This is a genomic window from Aeromonas sp. R10-2, assembly GCF_040908445.1.
Taxonomy (GTDB): Bacteria; Pseudomonadota; Gammaproteobacteria; order Enterobacterales; family Aeromonadaceae; genus Aeromonas; species Aeromonas veronii.
The window spans coordinates 1-21,313 of the sequence record NZ_JBFODS010000042.1 but is presented as its reverse complement, the minus strand read 5'-3'; the positions used below and the strand labels follow the sequence as shown (position 1 = coordinate 21,313).

The window sequence follows — 21,313 nt, the reverse complement described above, 5'->3', positions numbered from 1 at the left end:
AAAGAGGCAACCATGTTCAAGGCTCTGTTACTGGAAAACCAAGGCGGCAAGACTGTACCGACTCTGACCCGGCTGGCCGAGAGCCAGTTGCCGGAAGGTGAAGTGCGGGTGGCGGTCGCTTACAGCTCGATCAACTACAAGGATGGGCTGGCCATCACCGGCAAGGGCAAGATAGTGCGCCAGTGGCCACTGGTGCCCGGTATCGACTTCGCCGGTACAGTGCTCGAATCTGCCGACAGCCGCTATCAGCCCGGCGACAAGGTGGTGCTGACCGGTTGGGGCGTGGGCGAAGGGCACTGGGGCGGCATGGCCGAACAGGCGCGGGTCAAAGGGGACTGGCTGGTGCCGTTGCCCGCCGGGCTGGATGAACGGCAGGCCATGTGCATCGGTACCGCCGGTCTCACCGCCATGCTCTGCGTGCTGGCACTGGAAGAGGCGGGTATTACTCCCGCAAGCGGCGAGGTGCTGGTCACTGGTGCAGCAGGCGGTGTGGGGGCCACCTCGGTTGCCCTGCTGGCAGCCCTTGGCTATCAGGTGGCGGCGCTGACCGGTCGTCCCGAAGAGCAGGGCGCCATGCTGACCGCACTGGGTGCCAGCCGCATCGTGCCGCGCAGCGAACTGCTGGTGCCCGCCAAACCGCTGGAGAAGCAGCTGTGGGCCGGGGCCATCGATACCGTTGGCAGTCAGGTGCTGGCCAAGCTGCTGGCTCAGATGAACTATGGCGGCGCTGTGGCGGCCTGCGGGTTGGCGGGCGGCTTTGATCTGCCTACCAGTGTGATGCCCTTTATCCTGCGCAATGTGCGGTTGCAGGGGGTCGATTCGGTGATGTGCCCGTTTGAACGTCGTCAACTGGCGTGGCAGCGATTGGTACGGGATCTGCCCGCCAGCTTCTTTGAACAGGTGGTCACCGAGATTGGGCTGGAGCAGGTAGTGGAGGCCGCCGAGGCCATCACGCAAGGCCAGATCGCTGGTCGCACCCTGGTCAAACTTTGAACTCTCTCTGACTGGCGAGCCCGACAATTCCGGATAAAATTGGAGTGCGGGTGAACTATCCAAGGAGAGTGAAGATGGGTGGACACAAGCCGGATTACGACTCCTCTGATGATGATTGGGAGCCGGATTCCTGGGAAGAAGAGCTGGATCAGTGGGAAGATGAAAGCTGGCAGGATGATGACACTTTCGATGACCAGTGAACCACGGCATTGAACGAACAGGCGGGCTTTGGGCCCGCCTGATTTTTTTGCCGCGCTCACACGGCTGAGCGTTCGTCCTTGGTCAGGGGCGGGCCGCTGGGTAGAATGAACTGCCCAAATGACGCTCAAGGATGACTATGCGACTCACCATCATATTGTTGGCTGCCCTGCTGGGTGGCTGTGTCTCCAACGATGATCCCTGCGAGAAGGTGTGGAGTGAGGTGGGGGAGGCGGATGGCAAGCTGGGCTTCACCACCGAGCGGGTCGAGTTCCATCAGGGTCAGTGTGGCAAGAAGGTAGATGCCGAACTGTGGAAGCAGGGACATCAGAAGGGATTGGCATGGTATTGCCGCCCCGAGCACCTCTATCTGGCTGGCCGCTCAGGCGAGGAGTATCGCGGCGTTTGCCCGAATGATACCCAGGCGCGCAGATTGTTCGAACAGGGGCGTCAGGGGTGGACCGATCAATAACGCCCTGACAGGGAGGGGCGTTACTCCTCTTTCAAACGCAGCGGCTGGCAGAGGTAACCCTTGTCATTGGCACTGCGGGCACACTTGCTGCAGACAAACTTGGGTTTGCGGACTATCTTGCGCAACGCCTTGAGATCGGTGGGGATCTCGTGACGGCGCCATTCACAAAGGGTTTTGCTGCCCATAACGACTACCTCTACGACTTGACGGCCGTATTGTAATCGATTTTCATTTCGAATAAACCGGCAAAGCTCGCTTATTGGCCGATATGCCAATAAGCGATTGTTTCGGGAGGGATTACTGGTAGAGGAACTTGGTGAAGATGAGCTCGCGCACCGCTTTCTTGCCGGTCTCTTTCACCAGCAGTTCGTTGACGGTTGTCTCGCACTCCTTGCGCAGCTCTTCTCGGTTGGTCAGGGACTTCACTTGATCGGCATTTTTGCTGCCAATCAGACGGATGATGGCATCGCGGATCAGCGGGTCATGCTGCTCCAGCAACTTGAGGTCGGCTTCGTTTTCCGCCATCAGCTCTACCGTGACCCGGATATAACCGAGGGTTTTGCTATCACTCAGGTAGTTGGTGATGATGTCGGGATCGAGCGCGTGGTAGGAGAAACCAGGCTTGGCAGCCCCCTCTGCGCCCTCAGCGGGCGGCTCATCTTCAGCAAGAGCTTGCTGCTGCAGGGCGCCACAGCTCAGTAACAACACCAGCAGAATTTTGAAGATCTTCATATAGATGGCTCATCAGCAAGAGATACCCCATTTTTGATGCTGCCATCGGGGCCGTCAAGCACGGATGTTCTTACATTTCGCGATTGATTTACGGATAATAAACCGGATTTTAACCTGAACACGGAAATCTCTGGATGGTGAAGCTGTGAAGTCCGAGTTGACTGTTCCCCTCACGCTCTCGGGTAGCTGGCTGGCTCCGGAAAGTTGTGAATTACCGGCCTCGCTGCGCCCCTGGTTGCTGGAGCCGGGCTCCATGACCCGGCGGCTGCGTCAGCACAACAGCCACTTCTCGGTCGAGTGGCTTGGCAATCATCAGGTCTCTCTCACTGCCGATGAGCAGTGGCTGGTGGATGCGCCCACCCCGGCCGGGATCTGCCGCGAGGTGATCCTGCACGGCGATCGGGGGCCGGCGGTTCTGGGCTGGACCCTGTTTGCCGATGTGGCGCTGGAGGGAAGCGGGCTGGCCGATCTTGGCGAGCAGCCGCTCGGCGAACGGATATTCGGCCACGAGCCGGCGCGGCGCGATCATCTGCAAGTGGCGCGCTTCGAGATCGCCGCCAATCCCCGCTGTCCGGCAGCCGTGGTCTGGGGGCGCCGCTCCCGCCTGTTTCTGGGGCCGTGGCCACTGCTGGTGCACGAGCTGTTTCTGCCTTCTCTCGTTTGTAACAAGGAGCTGGAGTGAATCTGTTGACCAAGGAGCGAGGGCTGGCCTATATGCAGTTGGCTCGCATCGACAAACCCATCGGTACCCTGCTGCTGCTGTGGCCCACCCTCTGGGCGCTCTGGCTGGCGGCAGGGGGTGTCCCCAATCTCTGGAACCTCATCGTCTTTGCCGTGGGCGTTTTTCTGATGCGCTCGGCTGGTTGCGTCATCAACGACTATGCGGATCGCGACTTCGATGGCCATGTCAAACGCACCTCCGGGCGTCCGCTGCCGACCGGCAGGGTCGATCCGCGCGAGGCGCTGGCGCTCTTCTTTGTGCTGGCGCTCATCTCGTTTGCCCTGGTACTGACCATGAACCCGCTCACCATCAGCCTGTCGTTTATCGCTCTGTTGCTGGCGGTCTGCTACCCCTTCATGAAGCGGCTCATCTCCAACCCGCAGTTTGTGCTCGGGCTGGCCTTCTCCTGGTCGATCCCCATGGCTTATGCGGCGCAGGCCAATGCTCTGCCCCTCGTTGCCTGGCTGCTCTTCCTGGCCAACCTGCTCTGGACCATCGCCTATGACACCCAGTACGCCATGGTGGATAGGGACGATGACCTCAAGCTCGGCCTCAAATCGAGCGCCATCCTGTTTGGCCGCAACGACAAGCGGATCATCGGGGCGTTGCAACTGGGCACCCTGCTGATCATGCTGGTGGTTGGCCAGCTGATGGCGCTGGGGGGCTGGTATTACTGGGGATTGCTGGGGGCTGGCGTGCTCTTCGTCTACCAGCAGCGGCTGATCCGCGAGCGCGAACGCGAAGCCTGCTTCAAGGCGTTTCTCAACAACAACTATGTTGGGGCGCTGATCTTCATCGGCGTGGTGCTCGATTACCTGCTGGCGTGACCTGTTCCCGCGCAAACTCAGATAAAAAAGAAGGCCGCATGATGCGGCCTTCTTTGTTTGCGTTGCAGATCAGAGCTGGTTGCCCGCCTGAATGGTACGGCGGATCTTGTTGCTCAGCAGCGGCACTATGTTATCGGCCAGAGCCAGGAAGCGGCCGAGATCCGGCTTGCAGTCGGAGGAGAAGTAACCCTCCTTGCGCAGGGTGTGGATCAGGGTGCTGAACAGCTTCTGGTCGAAGAACTCGGGGGCGTTGATGCCGTGCAAAGTGCCGAGGCGCTCTGCCATCATCAGGCCGTCCGCTTCCAGCTGCTCCGCCTCGATATGGGGCTGGGCCAGCACCCGGGTCAGCACGATGGCGTAGCGCTGCAGGGTCTCCTGAATGCTCTCCGCCAGCAGCAGCAGGCGCATCTGGTTGGCCGGGTTGACCCAGTAGCCGCCATCGCGCGCTTCGATCAGCTGCTGACGTTGCAGCTCTGCCAGCAGGGCATCGACCAGCTCCGGCAGCTCATCCTCTTCGTAGCGCAGGAACAGCTCGGTCTTGAGCAGCGGATAGATGTCGATGCAACGGGCCAGCAGCTCGCTGTGGGAGATCCCTTCGCAGCGCTCGATCAGGGCCGCAACCAGCGAGGGCATGGCGAACAGGTGGAGGATGTTGTTGCGGTAGTAGGTCAGCAGGATCGCCTGATAGCGATCCAGACTGATGATCTGGCCCAGCTTGTCCTCGCTCACCTCGAACTTGTTGAGCTCCATCGCCTGATCCAGCAGGGTGGCGGCATCTTCGGCCGGCATGGTGCTGTGCGGGCTGTAGGGCACCTGCTTGAGCAGATCCAGATAGGTGTTGAGCTGGGCCTGCAGTTCGTCGCGGGTCAGGGCGTGACGCTCGGCGGCCAGCAGTGCCAGCGCGCTCAGGGTCAGGCCATTGACCGCGGCAGCGCCGTTGATGCGAGTCATCAGCAGCTCGGCCAGCTCGTTGACGGTGCCCGCCATCCACTCCGGACGCTCCTCTTCCCCGATGTGCTGTTTCCAGTCGGGAATATGCTCGCTCAGGTAGCTGTTGAGGGTCAGCGGTTCGCCGAAGTTGACGAAACCGCGGCCGTAGTTGCGCAGCTTGCGCAGGATGCCGAGCACTTGCAGGAAGCTCTCTTTCTCCTTGCGGCTGCCCTTGAGCTCGTTGTGGTAGGTGTTCACCTCCATCACGTGCTCGTAACCCAGATAGACGGGCACCAGAGTGACCGGTCTGTCCAGCCCGCGCATCATCGCCTGCAGGGTCATCGCCAGCATGCCGGTCTTGGGTGGCAGCAGGCGACCGGTACGGGAGCGGCCACCCTCGGTGAAGAACTCCACCGAGTAACCCTTGGCGAACAGCAGGTTGAGGTATTCACGAAATACCGTGCTGTAGAGCGGGTTGCCCTTGAAGGTGCGGCGGATGAAGAAGGCGCCGCCGTGGCGGAAAATCGGGCCAGCCGGCCAGAAGTTGAGGTTGATGCCCGCCGCGATATGGGGCGGTACCATCCCCTGGTGATAGATGACGTAGGAGAGCAGCAGGTAGTCCATGTGGCTGCGGTGGCAGGGAACGTAGACGATCTCGTGCCCCTCCTGTGCCAGCTGGCGTACCTTCTCGGCGCCGTTGACGGAGAGCCCGCGGTAGAGCTTGTTCCACAGCCAGCCGAGGAAACTCTCGCCAAGGCGGATCAGCCGGTAGGAGAAGTCGGAGGCGATCTCGTCCATATAGCCGTGAGCCCGCTTCTTGGCTTTCTCGAGGCTGATCCCTTCGCGCTGGGCCTCCTCTTCAATCGCCTGCTGGATCACTTCGGAGTCGAGCAGCTGTTTGAACAGCAGGTGGCGGTTCGGCAGTTTCGGGCCGGTGGCGGCCAGCTGCTGGCGGCTGAAATGGGTACGAGCCACCCGCGCCAGTTTGTGGGCGATCCCTTCGTCGGTGCCATGTTTGTCCGCCATGTAGCGCAGGGAGAGCGGCGGCGAGAAGCGCACCAGATTCTCGCGACCTTTGAGGATCACGATGAGCGCTTTCTTCAGCCGGTTCGGCGCCAGACTGCTGATGATGTTGAGGCCGGATGCCTCTTCGCCTTCCCGACCCGGGGCGCGGCCCCAGAACAGGGTGACGGGCACCACCTGGATATCCAGCTCGGGATCCTGCTTGTGCAGATCCAGCAGCTGGTGGAACTCCTGCAGGAAGGGGAGCGGTTTGCTGCGTTTGCCAAACAGGGGAGGCGGACGATCCAGACAGACATAGCGCGGCAGCAGCTGGCCGTTAAGCTCCAGCGGGGTGAAGGGGCCGGGCAGACCGAGATCCTCACAGCACTGCTGCAGGGTCATCAGGTCAGTGATCGAACTGGTCTTCAGGGCGTAGACGATGGGTCTGGCCGGATCCAGATTGAGTTCTGTGATGGGATTTTCCGGCAGGCTCTTGTGATTGACCAAGCCGCTGACCGGCCATTGCAAGATGGCTCTGGAAATCTTCTGTCCTAGGGACATGTGCGTCTGCTCTCCAAAAAAATGCGGCGTGAGCATAGCAAATCGGCGGCCCCTTGTCGCCGAGAGGTACGATGAGTCAGCTGCGCAGGATCAAAACAGCGATAAATGAGCGGTTTGTCGCGACAAATGTCAGCTCTGCCTTGCCTTGGTCACTGCACTGTATATACTGCCAGTGTGCTGTATAAAAAGACAGGTACCCATTCTATGAAACCCCTTACTCCCCGCCAGGCCGAAGTGCTGGAGTTGATCAAGGCGAATATGAGCGAAACCGGCATGCCGCCGACTCGCGCCGAGATTGCCCAGAAGCTTGGTTTCAAGTCGGCCAATGCGGCCGAAGAACATCTGAAGGCCCTGGCCAAAAAAGGGGTCATCGAGATCATGCCGGGCACGTCCCGCGGCATCCGCCTGCTGCTTGAAGAGGAGGAAGAGGTGCTGGAAGAGAGCGGCCTGCCCCTGATTGGCAAGGTGGCTGCCGGTGAACCTATCCTGGCGCAGGAGCATATCGAGAGCCACTACCAGGTGGATCCCGCCCTGTTCCATCCGCGGGCAGATTTTCTGCTACGGGTGCAGGGGATGAGCATGAAGAACATCGGCATCCTGGATGGCGACCTGCTGGCGGTGCACAAGACTCAGGAGGTGCGCAACGGTCAGGTGGTGGTGGCTCGCCTCGATGAGGATGTCACCGTAAAGCGCTTCCAGCGCAAGGGCAGCCAGGTGTGGCTACTGCCGGAAAACGAAGAGCTCTCCCCCATCGAGGTGGATCTCTCCAGCCAGCACCTTACTATCGAGGGTTTGGCCGTCGGCGTGATCCGCAACGCCGACTGGATGTAATCATCCCCGCCAACTGCGTTTGCCACACGGCCTCCTTCGGGAGGCCGTGCTGTTTCTGGCGCACTTTCCTTGTCATATCAAACAGATCATCGGTGGCGGCATTTTTGTCCTGCGCGACCGGCTACCAATCATCCATTTCAGATATATGCTCAGATCAGTGCCCTGTCGCCGAGACAGGGCTTGGCGCCTCCCTCTGACCATCGCAATGCGCAGGACGGGAGGGCCGGTAACAACGAGAATCGGGCAGTACACCTTCACGGGATATGAAGGGGGAGTGGGGAGATCCCGAGCCTTGTCAGGCAAAGGGGACCACTCGTAATGGTTGCAGATAGTCGTGACGGGCCTGTTCCCAGTTCAGGCCGACGAAGCAACATGACCTGTCGGTCAAGGAGGACTGGTATGGCATCAAGATCGCCATGGGATTCAGAGGCTGGGGCTGCGCCAGCGGAATCGTCAATCACCCGTTTTGTCAAAGGTAGCCGGATGACCTGGTTTTACGGTCTCTGGCTGCACCATCGTGGTTCGCACTGGACGCTCTGGCTGGGATGTCCGAAAGAGAAGGTGGTGCGTCTGGTATTGCTGTTCAAACGGGGTCACGGCGATCGCCAGGGGGAAGAGGGCTGGCTGGCCCCCGTGATTCCCATCGGCGTGCGGGCCATCGGCAAGATGTTGCAGCAGGGGCGTAACGCTCGCCCCTGAGCAGAAGAGACAAAAAAATCCACCCATAACCGGCACCCGAGGGGGCCGGTTTTTTTATGGCTGAGATTGGCGATTAATTATGCCAAATGGTCGACTCCTGACAGGGCGTTGCACAAGGTTGAACCACCTTGGCGGCTCGCTGGGGTACAATGCCCCCCTCTTGTCCGGTCACTGCTGGCCATCTGCCTCGAACTGAAAGGGTCTCTTGTTATGATGAAGCTCCGCTATCCCCTGCTCTTTCTGCTGCTGACAGCCTGCCTGATCCTGGTGTTCTACGCCACGCAGCCAGAGCAGCCGGAACAGGCCGATTATTATCCGGCGGGGCGGGACATCAATGATTTCGCCTTTACCGATGCGGACAACCAGCCGTTCACTCCTGCCAACCTTAAGGGGCACTGGACCTTCCTGTTTGTCGGTTACACCTTCTGCCCCGATATTTGCCCCACCACCCTGGCAGATATGCGTTCCGTCTATGACCAACTGAAGAAGATTGCGCCCGACAGTCAGGTGGTGTTTATCTCGGCGGATCCCCAGCGTGATGATATTCCACGTCTCAAGACCTATACCGCCTTCTTCAATCCCGAGTTCAAGGCGGCCACTGCCCCCCACGACAAGCTGTTCCCGTTCGTGCGCAATCTGGGGCTGATCTACTCCATCGCCAATCAGGGGGAGAAGGATTACCTGATCGATCACTCCGCCTCCATCGTGCTCATCAATCCCAAGGGCAAGCTGCAGGCGGTATTCCGCCCGCAGGTGGCGCCGGGTCAGGTGCCCCGGGTGCAGATGGCCACCATGCTCTCTGACTTCGCCCGCATCCTGAAGTTGGCAGGTCACTGAGCGTGACCCCAGCTGTTGCCCCCTGGTGGCGAGATCCCTCTCGCCACCGCGCTGTCTTTGCGCTCGCCCTGCCCATGGTTTTCTCCAATATCACCACCCCCTTGCTGGGGCTGGTGGACACCTGGGTGATCGGTCATCTCGGTCAGGCCTGGTTTCTGGGGGGCGTCTCGGTCGGTGCAACCCTGATCAACCTCATTTTCTGGCTGCTCGGCTTCTTGCGGATGTCGACCACCGGCCTGACGGCGCAGGCGCACGGCGCCGCCGACGGTCGTGCCCAGCTTGATACCCTGCTGCGGGCACTGGGGCTGGCTATTGTTCTTGGCCTGGCGCTGCTGTTGTTGCTCTTCCCCCTGTTGCCACGACTGATCGCCCTGAGTGGCGGCTCGCCCGAGGTGCAGCTTTATGCGGGCCAATATGTGGCGGTGCGGATCTGGAGCGCCCCGGCGGCGCTCTGCAATCTGGTGGTCATGGGCTGGCTGTTGGGGATGCAGGATGCCCGCAGCCCCATGGTGATGTTGATCCTCACCAATCTGGTCAACATGGCGCTCGATGCCCTGTTTGTGCTGGGGCTCGGCTGGCAGGTACGGGGTGTGGCGGCGGCCTCGGTCATGGCGGACTACTGCGCGCTGGCAGTCGGCATCTGGCTGGTACGCCGTCAACTGCGGCAACTGGCACCGACGGTGTGGCAGGATGGTTGGCAGCGCTGGCGGCAGCTTGCGCCCATGGTGCGGTTGCTCGGCCTCAACCGCGATATCTTCCTGCGCTCCCTCTGTTTGCAGCTCTGTTTCGCCTTCATGACTCTGCAAGGGGCACGACTGGGGGATGTGGCGGTGGCCGCCAATGCGGTGTTGCTCAACTTCCTGATGCTCATCTCCTACGGGCTCGATGGTTTTGCCTATGCGGTGGAGGCCATGGTAGGACGAGCCATCGGTCAGCAGGATCGGCAGAAACTGCGGGAGGCCATTGTGCTCAATCTGGGCTGGGCCGCCCTCATCGCCAGTGGTTTTACCCTGGTGTTTGCCCTCTTTGGTGCCCACCTTATCGGCTATATCACCGACATTCCGGTTGTGGTGGCGGAGGCAAATCGTCAGCTTCCCTGGCTGATCGCCATGCCCTTGCTGGCGGTCTGGTGCTTCCTGCTGGATGGCGTATTTATCGGGGCGACCCGGGCGCGGGAGATGCGCAACAGCATGTTGCTGGCCGCGTTTGGCGGCTTCTTCCCGATCTGGTGGCTCTGTCAGTCGTGGGGCGTGGCCGCGCTATGGGCGGCGATGGCGGCGCTGATGGTGGGGCGCGGTCTGTCGCTGGGGGTCACTTGCTGGCGGCTGGAGCGCAGCGGGCATCTGCTCGACGCCCGCCACTGATCATCGGTGGCACTTACATGGCACCGTCGTAGCCGAGCTGGCGCCAGCTCTCGTAGACAAAGACAGACACCGCGTTGGATAGGTTCATGCTGCGGCTCTGGGGCACCATAGGGATGCGCAGCCGTTGCTCGAATGGCAGGCTCTCGATGATCTCGATGGGCAGGCCGCGACTCTCCGGGCCAAACAGCAGGGCGTCGCCAAGGGCATATTGTGCTGCCGAGTGCGCGGTGCGCCCCTTGGTGGTGCAGGCAAACACCCGCTTGGGTGCCACGGCAGCCAGAAAAGCCTCATAGCTCGGCCAGCGCTTCACCTCGGCAAATTCGTGATAGTCGAGTCCCGCCCGCTTTACCCGCTTGTCATCCCACTCAAATCCCAGCGGCTCGATTAGATGGAGCCGGTAACCGGTATTGGCGCAGAGCCGGATGATATTGCCGGTGTTGGGCGGAATTTCCGGCTGGTAGAGGACGATATCGAGCATGACGAGCTCCTGCAAAGAGATGTAAAGCCAAGAAGGGGCGCCAGCATACCCAGCGCCCGTCCGGATGAAAAGGATCAGGCGATGGGCAAGCGGATGGTGATGGTCAGCCCGGTCGGGTGATTGTTGCTGGCCGCAATGGTACCGCCGTGGCGCTGGATCGCCTCCGAGGCGATGGCCAGCCCCAGCCCGGTGCCGCCAGTTTTGGCGTTACGGGCGTCATCGACCCGGAAGAAGGGCTGGAACAGCAGCGCCTGCTGCTCGTCTGGCACCCCGGGGCCGTCATCCCGAATGGTCATCACCCACTCCAGTCCCTCCCGATACCAGTCCACCTTGATGAACTCGCGGGCATATTTGAGGGCGTTGCGCAGGGGGTTCTCCACCGCCCGGGCCAACAGCTCGGGCCACATCTGGATCGACTCTGCGGGCAGTGGCGGCAGTCTGAGCTGCTTGCCGCTCTGGTTTGCCTCGAACATGGCATCTTCGAGGATGGGCTCCAGCAGGTCGGCCAGCGGCTGCACGATGGGGGCCTCAACATGCTGCTGTACTCGCGACAGATCCAGCAGATCGCCGATCAGCTTGTCCAGCCGTCCGATCTCCGATTCGATCCGCGCCAGCTCGGCGCTGTCACCCTGTTTGCGGCGGATCAGCGCCTGCGCCAGTTGCATCCGGGTGAGGGGGCTGCGCAGTTCGTGGGAGATATCGGAAAGCAGCTGTTTCTGCTTCTGGATCATGCTCTTGAGCGTCTCCACCATGCGGCTGACGTTATCCGCCAGCTGGCCAATCTCGTCGCCCCGTCCCAGGTTGGGGATCTGTACCTCCAGATTGCCAGCCGCCAGTTGGGAGACCGATTTTTGCAACTGCAGGATGGGGCGGGTCAGCCGCCAGGCGAGCAGCAGGCAGAGCGGGGTGCTGACCAGCATCGAGATGCCCAGAATGCGGATCGGGTGATCCAGCACCTGAATGAACAGGAACAGATAGGGGTTCTCGGCATTGAGGCCGAAATAGACGTGATAGCGATGACCGTGGTGCTCCATCAGGAAGGGGCCGGCGATCGCCTTGCGATCCTCGTTGCCCAGCATGGGATTGGCCGGGTCATCTGCATCCACCATAAAGCGCACCACGAACTTGCGCGGATGGGTGGTGGACTGGATCTGCCCCTTCTCGTCGCGCAGGTAGACGTTGTCCACCGGCAGCATGGCGATCTTGTCCATCGCCTTGGCCAGATCGAAATCCTGATCCGGCTCGGCGGCGTTGAGCAGGGCCTGCACGTTGTTCTGCATCCGCGCGACTTCGTGGGTCGGCAGCGGGATCTGGTTACGGGGATCCAGGGTCGGCAGGCTGATCACGGCGGCCAGCATCACCAGCAGCATGAACCAGAACCAGAGGAAGATGTGGGTCGAGATCCCGTTGAGGGAGTTGATGCGCTCTATTCTTGCTCTAGCCACAGGTACCCGCGCCCCCGTACGGTTTTGAAGCGTGGCTGGCCATCGGTGCGGTCCGGCAGCTTCTTGCGCAGGTTGCTCAGGTGCATGTCGATGGCCCGATCGAAGGGTTCCAGCTTCTTGCCGAGCACCTGCTCGGAGAGGTGACTCTTGCTGACGATCTGGCCGGGATTGCGCAGCAGGCACTCCAGCAGGCCGAACTCGGTGGCGGTCAGCTCCAGCAGCTGCTCACCGCAGCGTGCCTGCTGCAGGCCGGGTTGCAGCACTATGTCCATAAAGCTGACTTCGTCGGAGGAGTTGCCACGCTGGGGCGGGGCGCTCTGGGTACGGCGCAGGATGGCGCGTACCCGGGCCAGCAGCTCCCGATCATCGAACGGTTTGGCCAGATAGTCGTCGGCCCCCGCCTCAAGACCGTTGACCCGATCCTGGCTGTCGCCACGGGCGGTCAGCATCAGTACCGGTGTTTCATGGGTCTTGCGCAGCTTGGCCAGCATGGCGAAGCCGTTGAGCTTGGGCATCATCACATCGAGCAGCACCAGATTGAAGCTCTGCTCCGCCAGCCGTTGCAGCCCCTCTTCACCATCCTCGGCGACCGTGACCTGAAATCCCTCCAGGGTCAGAATTTCGGTGAGCAGTTGGGTCAATTCAAGATCGTCGTCGACCAGGAGTATTCTGTTCATCTGGTGTTATTCCGCAGATTTTCGCGCCAAACTGACGCCGGGGTCAGGGTATAATAAGTTTTTCATCGCCAGAGGAAAGCCGGTTTTGAGCCATCAACAATATTCTCGTTGGGTGACCTTTGCCAGCATAGCGGCGGTCACCACCGCTACCTTGCTGATCATCGGCAAACTGATCGCCTGGCTGATGACCGATTCGTCGACCCTGCTGGCGTCGCTGACCGACTCCTTCATGGATGTGAGTGCCTCCATCATCAACCTGCTGGCCATTCGCTATGCGCTGGCCCCAGCCGATGACGAACACCGTTTCGGTCACGGCAAGGCGGAGTCGCTGGCGGGCCTCATCCAGTCGGCCTTTATCTCCGGCTCCGCCCTGCTGCTGGTGATGCACGGAATTTCATCCCTGCTCAATCAGGCGCCTATCCTGCGGCTGGAAGCGGGTCTCTGGGTCAGCGGCGGATCCATCGTGCTGACCCTGCTGCTGGTCAGCTTCCAGAGTTTCGTTATTCGCAAGACCAACAGTGTGGCCATCAAGGCCGACATGCTGCACTACCGTTCCGATCTGCTGCTCAATGCCGGTGTCTTGCTGGCGCTGGTGCTGGCGGGGCAGGGGTGGTACTGGGCCGACGGCCTGTTTGCCATCCTGATCGGGCTATTCCTGTTGTGGGGGGCGGGACACATCGGCTACGAGTCGGTGCAGGCCCTGCTCGATCGTCAGTTGCCAGCGGAAGAACAAGCGAGAATAATGGCGCTCTGCTGTGCCGTAGAAGGTGTACACGGCGTACATGACCTGCGCACCCGTCAATCCGGGCCGACCCGATTCGTACAGTTGCATCTGGAACTGGATGATCAGATCCCCCTGGTCAAGGCCCATCAGATCGCCGATGAAGCCGAACTGGCGGTCCGCCAGGCATTCGAGCGGATGGATGTCATCATCCATATGGACCCCATCTCGGTGCTGACAAAAGAACAACAGAGCCCTCACCCAGAACAACAGTAGGCTGCAACATGGATGAACTGGTTGCCAAAACCTGGCACAAAATTCAGCAAGAAGCGGAGTGCATGGCGGCCCAGGAGCCGATGCTGGCCAGCTTCTTCCACTCCACCATTCTAAATCACAAGAATCTGCGTTCGGCCCTCAGCTTCCAGCTGGCCAACAAACTCGACAGCGCCACCATGCCCGCCATCGCCCTGCGCGAGGTGATCGAGCTGGCCCTGCGCAGCGAGCCCGAGCTGCTGGCGGTAGTGGCGGCCGACATCTGCGCCGTGCAGGAGCGCGATCCGGCGGTCGACCTCTTCTCCACTCCGCTGCTCTATCTCAAGGGGTTCCATGCCCTGCAGGGCTATCGGGTCGCCAACTGGCTGTGGCGCCAAGGGCGCCGCTCGCTGGCCCTCTATCTGCAAAACCAGATCTCGGTGGTGTTCGGGGTGGATGTGCACCCGGCCGCCCGTATCGGCAAGGGGATCATGTTTGACCACGCTACCGGCATAGTGGTCGGCGAGACGGCGGTAATTGAAGATGATGTCTCCATCCTGCAGAGCGTGACCCTCGGCGGTACCGGCAAGGAGAGCGGCGATCGCCATCCCAAGATCCGCGAAGGGGTGATGATAGGGGCGGGCGCCAAGGTGCTCGGCAATATCGAAGTGGGCGTGGGTGCCAAAATCGGTGCGGGCAGCGTGGTGATCAACCCGGTGCCGCCTCATACCACGGTCGCTGGCGTACCCGCCAAGATCGTCGGCCGTCCGGAGTGCGACAAGCCTTCACTGGATATGGATCAGTGTCTCTGATCTCCCGGCCGGAGTAGTCGATGGCCAAACGTTGGTCGGGTTATCTGATTTTGGGGATGTGGCTGCTCAACCTGCTTCATCTCTATCTGGGACTCTCCCCCTGGCCTGCGGCCATTGCGGCCTGGGGGGCGTCACTGCTCACCTGGCCCTGGCTGGTGGGGGCCGCCAAGCGGCAGGCGCTGGCCTTGTATGGCGCGGCGCTGTTGCTGCTCTTCTTCTCCTGGTGGCGGGGAGCGACCCTCACCGCCGGTGACTGGCTGCTGCCCAACATCAATATGCTCACCATGTTTGCCGCGGTGAGCACCCTCAACCTCGCCACCTCGGGTCTCTTGACCGGCACCACCTCCTGGACCGGGCGAAAGGGGCTGTGGAGCACCATGGCCAGCCTCAATCTGCTGGGGGCGGTCATCAACCTCTCGGTACTCTTTATCATCGGCGATCGGCTGGAGCGCAATGGTACCCTGGAGCGGCGTCAGGTGATGGTGCTGAGCCGGATCTTCTGTGCCGCCGCCTTCTGGTCACCCTTCTTTGTCGCCATGGCGGTGGCGCTCACCTATGCGCCGGGCTTGCAGCTCTCCCATATTCTGCCGTTCGGGATCCTCGCCGCCTTGCTGGCGATGGGGTTGACTGCCTGGCAGGTGGAGCGGATCGGGGTAGCCGACTTTGCCGGTTATCCGCTGCGGCTGCAGACCCTAGGGTTGCCGGTCACGCTGGCGCTGCTGGTACTGCTCATCAAGCAGATCTGGCCCCAGCTCGGCATTCTGGCGGTGATCGCGCTGGTGGCCCCGCTGCTGGCGCTGCTCTTTATGCCGAGGGCCGGGCGCAAGGCGGCCCTCAAACGGCAGGTGGTGGAACGCTTTCCCGCCATCGGCGGTCAGCTGGTGCTGTTTCTGGGGGCCGGTTTGCTGGCGGCAGGTATCAACAGTGCGCTGTCGGTCATCGATCTCGGTGCCGGTCACGGCCTGCCGCTGTTCAATCACTTTGGCTGGCTCGAAGCATCCCTCACTCTGCTGCTGATACTACTGGTAGCCATCGTCGGGGTGCATCCGCTCATCAGTATCTCCGGGCTGGCGCCACTGCTCTGGCCGCTGGCGCCGGATCCCAGCCTGCTCGGCATGTGTTTCCTGCTGGGATGGGGGCTTGCTACTGGCACCAGTCCGCTCTCCGGATCCAATCTGGCGCTGGCCTCCCGCTACAACCTCAGTGCCGGGCTGATCCTGCGCTGGAACCTGCTCTACGGCCTGCTGATGTATGTGGTCGCCTGTCTGTTGCTGGGGGCTTATATCGCCTTGCATGGATAACGGCGATTCCGTCGAGAGGGTGCAAATGATGCGCGGGCGGCGGGGTCTTTTACGCACGGTTCAGTGTGTTGTCGCGGCTCGGGCGCAGGATGCGAGAAAAATAGACGCATATTTAGACAATACATCTATGGAAGGCGCATTTTACAGCGCACTGGCTTGTTTGTGCCGATGCGCTCGGGGTATGCTGGCTTCACGCGCTTGAATCGCCCTCTGTGGGGCATCGCAATTGAACAAACAGGTATGCATATGTCACTAGAAGTCCTTGAGCAACTCGAATCCAAAGTACAATCCGCCGTCGACAACATCTCCCTGCTGAAGATGGAGCTGGACGAGCTGAAAGAGCAGAACAGCAAGCTGCAAGACGAGAACCATCAGCTGCGCAACGAGCACACTGCATGGCAGGAGCGTCTGCGTGCCCTGCTGGGTAAAATGGATCAGATGGGCGAAACCATCTAATTCATCGCCTTCAGGCAGAATTGAAAACGGGCCGCTCCATGAGCGGCCCGTCTGTTTTTGGCGGGATGGGAATTACAGCGCCAGCAGTTGCTTGACTGTCTTCTCGATGCCGTTTGCCGCTTCGACTATGTTGTTGGCCAGCATGTAGGCGGGGGTGGAGATCACCTTGCGCTCCTGATCCACCACGAATTCGTTGACCGGGCAGTTGAGATGGCTGCCCCCCATCGCCTCGATGGCGTTGGCGGTACCCTCGTCATGGCCGATGGTCGCCAGCGTCCCGGCACCATAGATCAGCGGGATCATGGCGGGTGCGATGCAGATATAGGCGGCCGGTTTGTTGGCGTTGGCAAAGCTCTGGCACGCTTTCAGCACATCGGGCTGGATCTGGCACTCGGCTCCTTTGATAGCGAAGTCGCACAGGTTTTTGGCCGCGCCAAAGCCGCCGGGCACCAGCAGCGCGTCGTAATCGGCCGCATCCAGCTCGGCCACATCCTTTATCTGGCCACGACAGATGCGGGCCGCTTCGACCAGCACATTGCGGCTCTCTCCCTCGCTCACTTCACCGGTCAGGTGGTTGATGACATGGAGCTGCGCCACGTTCGGGGCGAAGCACTGGACGGCGGATCCCTGACGGGCCAACGCCAGCAGGCTGATGACGGCCTCGTGGATTTCGGCCCCGTCAAAGACACCGCAGCCACTCAAAATCACGGCCACTTTTTTCATGGCAAACTCCTCGTTGTTGAAAATGTGAGCCAGGATGGATTGTTGTACTTTTGTATGGTTATCGCTCGCCCTCCGCTGGTCAAGTCATCTTGCTGTGCTAGGATTGTTTCGTTTTGGATCCTGCCGTACCTACTCCCTTAAATCTTTTTCCACATTGATCGAGATCATTTCAACTGTCTTGCGATCGGTTTTTACGATCTCAATACATTGTTTTTAATGAGTTTTTATATTCTTATGCACAGTTTTATCACTGTGCGCTCTGATGCGCCCCATTTTTGAACACAGAGTTATCCACAGATTGAGTCCCTTTATCAGGCGCTGTGTGCTGTTGCTGCGCCCCTTGGTGTGAGGGGGGCCCTGTGGCATCCTAGCGGCTGTTTATCTCTGGCAGGACGATTTCATGGCCCCTAGCAACCCCCTTATTCTGGTCGACGGCTCCTCTTATCTTTACCGCGCCTTCTTCGCCTCCCAGCAGGCTGATCTGCGCACATCGACCGGTTTGCCGAGCGGCGCCGTCCGTGTCATGGCCAACATGATGCGCAGCCTGCGCAAGCAATATCCTGACTGTCATGTGGCCGTGGTGTTTGATGCCAAGGGCAAGACCTTCCGCGACGACATCTATCCCGAGTACAAGGCGACCCGCGCCAGCATGCCGGACGATCTGCGCAGCCAGGTCGCTCCAATCCACCAGATGATCAAGGCGATGGGCTTCCCCTTCCTGATGGTGGAAGGGGTTGAAGCCGACGACGTGATCGGCACCCTGGCACGCCAGGCGACCGAGAAGCAGCTGCCGGTACTGATCAGCACCGGTGACAAGGATATGGCGCAGCTGGTCTCCGACCATGTCACCCTGATCGACACCATGAAAGATGTGAAGACCGATCGGGAAGGGGTGATCGAGAAGTTTGGCGTACCGCCTGAGCTCATCATCGACTATCTGGCTCTGATGGGGGACAAGGTCGACAACATTCCCGGCATGACCGGCGTCGGTGAAAAGACTGCACTGGCCTTGCTGCAGGGGATTGGCAGTATCGACGAGATTGCCGCCAACCTCGACAAGGTAGCTGCGCTCGGCTTCCGTGGCTCCAAGGCGTTCGCCGACAAGTTCCGCGAGCAGGAGGAGCAGGTTCGTCTCTCCTATCGACTGGCGACCATCAAGACCGATGTCGAGCTGGAACAGAGTCTGGAAGAGTTGTTGCTCAAGCCGGTCGACAAGGAGTCCCTGCTGGCGGTCTATCGCGAATACGAGCTGCGCAACCTGATCAAGGAGCTGGAGTCCGGTGGTGAAGAGGGCAGCGAGAGCGCCGGACAGGATGAAGCTGGCGATGAGAGCGCAGCTCCGGTTGCCGCCATCGAAACCGATTACCGCTGCATTCTGGACGAAGCCGAGCTTGACGGTTGGCTGGAACAGCTGAAAGCGGCACCGTTGTTTGCCTTCGATACCGAAACCACCAGTCTCGACTATATGGAGGCACGGATTGTTGGCGTCTCCTTCGCGGTTGAGCCGGGCAAGGCTGCTTATGTGCCGTTTGGCCACGACTATCTGGGGGCACCGGTACAGCTGAGCGAGGCCGTGGTGTTGGGCAAGCTCAAGCCGCTGCTGGAAGATCCGACCCGTCTCAAGGTGGGGCAGAACCTCAAGTACGACCGCAACGTGCTGCTTAACCATGACATCGACCTGCAGGGCATTGCCTACGACACTATGCTCGAGTCCTATGTGCTCAACTCCACCGCCAGCCGTCACGATATGGATTCGCTGGCCAAGCGTTATCTCGGAGTCGAGACCATCTCGTTTGAAGATATCGCGGGCAAAGGGGTGAAACAGCTCACCTTCAACCAGATCGAGCTGGAGCAGGCGGCCCCCTATGCGGCGGAAGATGCCGACATCACCCTACGTCTGCACCAGACCCTGTGGGGTCAGCTGGAGGCCGTGCCGGGTCTCGCCAAGGTATTCAGCGAGATCGAACTGCCCCTGCTGCCAGTGCTGGCGCGGATGGAGTTGCTCGGCACCACCATCGAGCCCAAGCTGCTGCATCAGCAGAGTCAGGAGATCGAAGTGCGTCTGGCAGAGCTGGAAAAACAGGCTCACGAGCTGGCCGGGCAGGAGTTCAATCTCTCCTCGCCCAAGCAACTGGGGGAGATCCTCTTCACCAAGCTGGGGCTGCCGATCATCAAAAAGACCCCCAAGGGTGCGCCATCCACTGCGGAAGAGGTGCTGGCCGAGCTGGCTGAGACCTATGAGCTGCCGCGCCTCCTGATGGAGCACCGTGGGTTGGCCAAGCTCAAGTCCACCTACACCGACAAGCTGCCGCTGATGATCAAGCCGCAGACCGGACGGGTGCACACCTCCTATCATCAGGCGGTGGCGGCGACCGGTCGGCTCTCCTCCACCGATCCCAACCTGCAGAACATCCCGGTACGCAACGAACAGGGGCGCCGCATTCGGCAGGCCTTCATCCCGTGCGCCGGTTACAAGCTGGTGGCGGCGGACTACTCCCAGATCGAGCTGCGTATCATGGCGCATCTCTCCGGTGACAAGGGTCTGCTGACTGCCTTCGCCGAGGGCAAGGACATCCACAAGGCGACCGCCGCCGAGGTGTTCGGTGTAGCGCTCGATGCGGTCACCAGCGACATGCGCCGCAGCGCCAAGGCGATCAACTTTGGCCTCATCTACGGCATGAGTGCCTTTGGTCTGGCCAAGCAGTTGGGTATCGGCCGTGCCGAGGCGCAGAAGTACATGGATCTCTACTTCGAACGCTACCCGGGCGTGCTGGAGTATATGGAGCGTACCCGCCAGCAGGCGGAAGCTCAGGGTTATGTCGAAACCCTGTTTGGCCGTCGTTTATATCTGCCGGATATCAAGTCGCGTAACGCCGGTCTGCGCAAGGCTGCCGAACGGGCCGCCATCAACGCGCCCATGCAGGGTTCGGCTGCCGATATCATCAAGCGCGCTATGATCAACGTGGACAGCTGGATCCGCGGGATTGAAGATGAGTCGATCCGCATGCTGATGCAGGTACACGATGAACTGGTGTTCGAGATCCGCGAAGAGAAGCTGGAGGAGTACATCGCCATCATCAAGGAGAAGATGTCTGCCGCAGCTGAACTGGATGTGCCGCTGGTGGTGGAGGCGGGCACCGGCGACAACTGGGATCAGGCCCACTGATCTCCGGTCAGCCGTTTTGCACTGCTATATAGCTATATAAGAAGCGAAGCCCGGTATCATGCCGGGCTTCCTGTTTCTGGCAGCTCTATCAGGTCTCTTGCAGATACTCATCCTTGAGCAGGACATAGTTGTCCGCCGAGGTTTTGAGGAAGGCGACCTCGGCGGGTTTGAGCGGACGAGCCTGTTTGACGGGATTACCTATATATAGAAAGCCCGATTCGAGTCGCTTGCCCGGTGGTACCAGCGAACCTGCGCCGATCATCACATCATCTTCAACCACGACGCCATCAAGCAGAATGGCACCCATACCGACCAGCACCCGGTTGCCGATGGTGCAGCCGTGCAGCATCGCCTTGTGACCGACCGTGACATCCTCACCGATCAGCAGCGGATAGCCGGTCGGGTTGCTGGCGCTCTTGCGAGTCAGGTGCAGCACAGTGCCGTCCTGAATATTGCTGCGGGCGCCGATGCGGATATGGTTCACATCCCCCCGTGCCGCCACCATGGGCCAGATGCTGGCATCATCGGCCAGTTCGATATCGCCCACCAGTGTCGCGCAGGGATCTACATACACCCGTTTGCCCAGTTGCGGGCGTGTTCCCTTATAGGGTCTCAGTCGCAAGTCCATCTTGGCCTCCTTGTTTTCGGCCATTCTAGCAACCAGAAGGGTGTTTCTGTGGATAAGTTTGTATAAAAGCTGTGGTTGGATATGAATAACTAAAAAAGTGCCCTTTTTTGCAATTTTATTGCAGATAAGGGGTTGCCAGAAAGAATCTGTTCCCTATAATGCGCCTCTATCGACAGAGCAAGCGGCAACGCAAACAACCTCGTCGATAACCTCGAAAAGCCTTTGCAAATAAGGCTTGACTCGAGAAGGCGGTTGAGTAGAATGCCACTCCCGCAGCAACACACTGTTGCATCGCTCTTTAACAATTTGAATCAAGCAATCTGTGTGGGCACTCACAGCATCGAACATCAAAAACAATTTTTGATTTTCAATGTCTGGTGAAGTGACCAAGACGATTTCTTAGCAATAAGAAGTCGAACAGTTTATTTCAGCAATTCATTGAGCCGCTTTTCGAAGCAACCAAACTTAAATTGAAGAGTTTGATCAT

Annotated in this window: 22 protein-coding genes; 14 read left to right on the top strand and 8 right to left on the bottom strand. The window is 60.1% G+C overall.

Annotated elements, in window-relative coordinates; genetic code table 11:
- Positions 1-12 precede the first annotated feature (12 nt).
- From AB5Y97_RS10360 to AB5Y97_RS10350, 3 genes are all read left to right on the top strand, one after another.
- Positions 13-993 (top strand): MDR family oxidoreductase, encoded by a 981-nt coding sequence (locus AB5Y97_RS10360; protein ID WP_368157822.1) that lies wholly within the window; start codon positions 13-15, stop codon positions 991-993.
- Positions 994-1,067: 74 nt separating this feature from the next.
- Positions 1,068-1,193 (top strand): hypothetical protein, encoded by a 126-nt coding sequence (locus AB5Y97_RS10355; protein ID WP_005339521.1) that lies wholly within the window; start codon positions 1,068-1,070, stop codon positions 1,191-1,193.
- 137 nt (positions 1,194-1,330) lie between these two features.
- Positions 1,331-1,663 carry a DUF2799 domain-containing protein gene (locus tag AB5Y97_RS10350; protein ID WP_204382342.1) on the top strand — a complete coding sequence of 111 codons (333 nt, stop codon included), beginning with the start codon at positions 1,331-1,333 and terminating at the stop codon, positions 1,661-1,663.
- A gap of 20 nt (positions 1,664-1,683) precedes the next feature.
- Here AB5Y97_RS10350 and AB5Y97_RS10345 read toward each other — a convergent pair whose 3' ends face one another.
- Together AB5Y97_RS10345 and AB5Y97_RS10340 are read right to left on the bottom strand one after the other, a co-directional pair.
- Positions 1,684-1,848, bottom strand: a complete 165-nt coding sequence (locus AB5Y97_RS10345; protein ID WP_005339525.1) for a hypothetical protein — start codon at positions 1,846-1,848, stop codon at positions 1,684-1,686.
- Positions 1,849-1,960: 112 nt separating this feature from the next.
- A complete protein-coding gene (locus AB5Y97_RS10340; RefSeq protein ID WP_005339527.1) occupies positions 1,961-2,395 on the bottom strand; it encodes a flagellar basal body-associated protein FliL in 435 nt (144 codons plus the stop codon).
- A 145-nt stretch (positions 2,396-2,540) separates the two neighbouring features.
- On the opposite strand from AB5Y97_RS10340, the gene AB5Y97_RS10335 reads away from it, so the two are divergent.
- Positions 2,541-3,077 carry a chorismate lyase gene (locus tag AB5Y97_RS10335; protein ID WP_043851864.1) on the top strand — a complete coding sequence of 179 codons (537 nt, stop codon included), beginning with the start codon at positions 2,541-2,543 and terminating at the stop codon, positions 3,075-3,077.
- A complete protein-coding gene (gene ubiA / locus AB5Y97_RS10330; protein WP_071914913.1) occupies positions 3,074-3,943 on the top strand; it encodes a 4-hydroxybenzoate octaprenyltransferase in 870 nt (289 codons plus the stop codon). Before AB5Y97_RS10335 ends, ubiA begins: the two co-directional genes overlap by 4 nt.
- A 69-nt stretch (positions 3,944-4,012) precedes the next feature.
- Here the strand turns inward: ubiA and plsB are convergent, their stop codons facing one another.
- Positions 4,013-6,436 carry a glycerol-3-phosphate 1-O-acyltransferase PlsB gene (gene plsB / locus AB5Y97_RS10325; RefSeq protein ID WP_151286370.1) on the bottom strand — a complete coding sequence of 808 codons (2,424 nt, stop codon included), beginning with the start codon at positions 6,434-6,436 and terminating at the stop codon, positions 4,013-4,015.
- Between the two features lie 204 nt (positions 6,437-6,640).
- On the opposite strand from plsB, the gene lexA reads away from it, so the two are divergent.
- The 4 genes from lexA to dinF all read left to right on the top strand — a co-directional run bounded on the left by lexA (position 6,641) and on the right by dinF (position 10,167).
- Complete coding sequence (lexA, locus tag AB5Y97_RS10320; RefSeq protein WP_033113613.1) at positions 6,641-7,267, top strand: transcriptional repressor LexA; 627 nt, start codon at positions 6,641-6,643, stop codon at positions 7,265-7,267.
- Between the two features lie 483 nt (positions 7,268-7,750).
- On the top strand, positions 7,751-7,966 hold the full coding sequence (locus AB5Y97_RS10315) for a hypothetical protein (RefSeq protein WP_019446524.1): 216 nt from the start codon (positions 7,751-7,753) through the stop codon (positions 7,964-7,966).
- A 210-nt stretch (positions 7,967-8,176) separates the two neighbouring features.
- A complete protein-coding gene (locus AB5Y97_RS10310; protein WP_151286371.1) occupies positions 8,177-8,803 on the top strand; it encodes an SCO family protein in 627 nt (208 codons plus the stop codon).
- Between the two features lie 2 nt (positions 8,804-8,805).
- Positions 8,806-10,167 (top strand): MATE family efflux transporter DinF, encoded by a 1,362-nt coding sequence (dinF, locus tag AB5Y97_RS10305; RefSeq protein ID WP_201948249.1) that lies wholly within the window; start codon positions 8,806-8,808, stop codon positions 10,165-10,167.
- Between the two features lie 13 nt (positions 10,168-10,180).
- On the opposite strand, the gene trmL is transcribed toward dinF, so the two are convergent.
- The 3 genes from trmL to AB5Y97_RS10290 all read right to left on the bottom strand — a co-directional run bounded on the left by trmL (position 10,181) and on the right by AB5Y97_RS10290 (position 12,767).
- Positions 10,181-10,645, bottom strand: a complete 465-nt coding sequence (gene trmL / locus AB5Y97_RS10300; RefSeq protein WP_005339545.1) for a tRNA (uridine(34)/cytosine(34)/5-carboxymethylaminomethyluridine(34)-2'-O)-methyltransferase TrmL — start codon at positions 10,643-10,645, stop codon at positions 10,181-10,183.
- 74 nt (positions 10,646-10,719) lie between these two features.
- Complete coding sequence (locus AB5Y97_RS10295; protein ID WP_005357421.1) at positions 10,720-12,090, bottom strand: ATP-binding protein; 1,371 nt, start codon at positions 12,088-12,090, stop codon at positions 10,720-10,722.
- Positions 12,072-12,767, bottom strand: a complete 696-nt coding sequence (locus tag AB5Y97_RS10290) for a response regulator (RefSeq protein WP_368157816.1) — start codon at positions 12,765-12,767, stop codon at positions 12,072-12,074. Before AB5Y97_RS10290 ends, AB5Y97_RS10295 begins: the two co-directional genes overlap by 19 nt.
- Positions 12,768-12,852: 85 nt before the next feature.
- Here AB5Y97_RS10290 and AB5Y97_RS10285 point away from each other — a divergent pair, with 85 nt between their 5' ends.
- The 4 genes from AB5Y97_RS10285 to AB5Y97_RS10270 all read left to right on the top strand — a co-directional run bounded on the left by AB5Y97_RS10285 (position 12,853) and on the right by AB5Y97_RS10270 (position 16,309).
- A complete protein-coding gene (locus tag AB5Y97_RS10285) occupies positions 12,853-13,764 on the top strand; it encodes a cation diffusion facilitator family transporter (protein WP_005339551.1) in 912 nt (303 codons plus the stop codon).
- An 8-nt stretch (positions 13,765-13,772) separates the two neighbouring features.
- The gene (gene cysE, locus AB5Y97_RS10280; protein WP_144716153.1) at positions 13,773-14,552 is read left to right on the top strand and encodes a serine O-acetyltransferase; all 780 of its coding nucleotides are present in this window, start codon (positions 13,773-13,775) and stop codon (positions 14,550-14,552) included.
- Positions 14,553-14,572: 20 nt separating this feature from the next.
- The gene (locus AB5Y97_RS10275) at positions 14,573-15,853 is read left to right on the top strand and encodes a hypothetical protein (RefSeq protein ID WP_368157814.1); all 1,281 of its coding nucleotides are present in this window, start codon (positions 14,573-14,575) and stop codon (positions 15,851-15,853) included.
- 246 nt (positions 15,854-16,099) lie between these two features.
- Positions 16,100-16,309: a cell division protein ZapB gene (locus tag AB5Y97_RS10270; protein WP_005339554.1), complete on the top strand. Its 210-nt coding sequence runs from the start codon at positions 16,100-16,102 to the stop codon at positions 16,307-16,309.
- Between the two features lie 72 nt (positions 16,310-16,381).
- On the opposite strand, the gene elbB is transcribed toward AB5Y97_RS10270, so the two are convergent.
- Positions 16,382-17,032, bottom strand: coding sequence for an isoprenoid biosynthesis glyoxalase ElbB (elbB, locus tag AB5Y97_RS10265; RefSeq protein ID WP_368157812.1), 651 nt, complete (start codon positions 17,030-17,032; stop codon positions 16,382-16,384).
- A 400-nt stretch (positions 17,033-17,432) separates the two neighbouring features.
- Between elbB and polA the strand changes: the two genes are divergently transcribed.
- Entirely contained in the window at positions 17,433-20,198 is a 2,766-nt protein-coding gene (gene polA / locus AB5Y97_RS10260) for a DNA polymerase I (protein WP_368157810.1), read from the top strand.
- 88 nt (positions 20,199-20,286) lie between these two features.
- Here polA and AB5Y97_RS10255 read toward each other — a convergent pair whose 3' ends face one another.
- A complete protein-coding gene (locus AB5Y97_RS10255) occupies positions 20,287-20,826 on the bottom strand; it encodes a gamma carbonic anhydrase family protein (protein WP_274161666.1) in 540 nt (179 codons plus the stop codon).
- Positions 20,827-21,313: the final 487 nt, after the last annotated feature.

Coding starts and splice junctions, on each gene's coding strand:
- trmL (WP_005339545.1), bottom strand. CDS start 10,645: ATGCTCGATATCGTCCTCTACCAGCCGGAAATTCCGCCCAACACCGGC.
- AB5Y97_RS10350 (WP_204382342.1), top strand. CDS start 1,331: ATGCGACTCACCATCATATTGTTGGCTGCCCTGCTGGGTGGCTGTGTC.
- cysE (WP_144716153.1), top strand. CDS start 13,773: ATGGATGAACTGGTTGCCAAAACCTGGCACAAAATTCAGCAAGAAGCG.
- AB5Y97_RS10315 (WP_019446524.1), top strand. CDS start 7,751: ATGACCTGGTTTTACGGTCTCTGGCTGCACCATCGTGGTTCGCACTGG.
- AB5Y97_RS10270 (WP_005339554.1), top strand. CDS start 16,100: ATGTCACTAGAAGTCCTTGAGCAACTCGAATCCAAAGTACAATCCGCC.
- lexA (WP_033113613.1), top strand. CDS start 6,641: ATGAAACCCCTTACTCCCCGCCAGGCCGAAGTGCTGGAGTTGATCAAG.
- AB5Y97_RS10275 (WP_368157814.1), top strand. CDS start 14,573: ATGGCCAAACGTTGGTCGGGTTATCTGATTTTGGGGATGTGGCTGCTC.
- AB5Y97_RS10290 (WP_368157816.1), bottom strand. CDS start 12,767: ATGAACAGAATACTCCTGGTCGACGACGATCTTGAATTGACCCAACTG.
- elbB (WP_368157812.1), bottom strand. CDS start 17,032: ATGAAAAAAGTGGCCGTGATTTTGAGTGGCTGCGGTGTCTTTGACGGG.
- AB5Y97_RS10310 (WP_151286371.1), top strand. CDS start 8,177: ATGATGAAGCTCCGCTATCCCCTGCTCTTTCTGCTGCTGACAGCCTGC.
- AB5Y97_RS10255 (WP_274161666.1), bottom strand. CDS start 20,826: ATGGACTTGCGACTGAGACCCTATAAGGGAACACGCCCGCAACTGGGC.
- plsB (WP_151286370.1), bottom strand. CDS start 6,436: ATGTCCCTAGGACAGAAGATTTCCAGAGCCATCTTGCAATGGCCGGTC.
- AB5Y97_RS10355 (WP_005339521.1), top strand. CDS start 1,068: ATGGGTGGACACAAGCCGGATTACGACTCCTCTGATGATGATTGGGAG.
- AB5Y97_RS10345 (WP_005339525.1), bottom strand. CDS start 1,848: ATGGGCAGCAAAACCCTTTGTGAATGGCGCCGTCACGAGATCCCCACC.
- AB5Y97_RS10360 (WP_368157822.1), top strand. CDS start 13: ATGTTCAAGGCTCTGTTACTGGAAAACCAAGGCGGCAAGACTGTACCG.
- AB5Y97_RS10340 (WP_005339527.1), bottom strand. CDS start 2,395: ATGAAGATCTTCAAAATTCTGCTGGTGTTGTTACTGAGCTGTGGCGCC.
- polA (WP_368157810.1), top strand. CDS start 17,433: ATGGCCCCTAGCAACCCCCTTATTCTGGTCGACGGCTCCTCTTATCTT.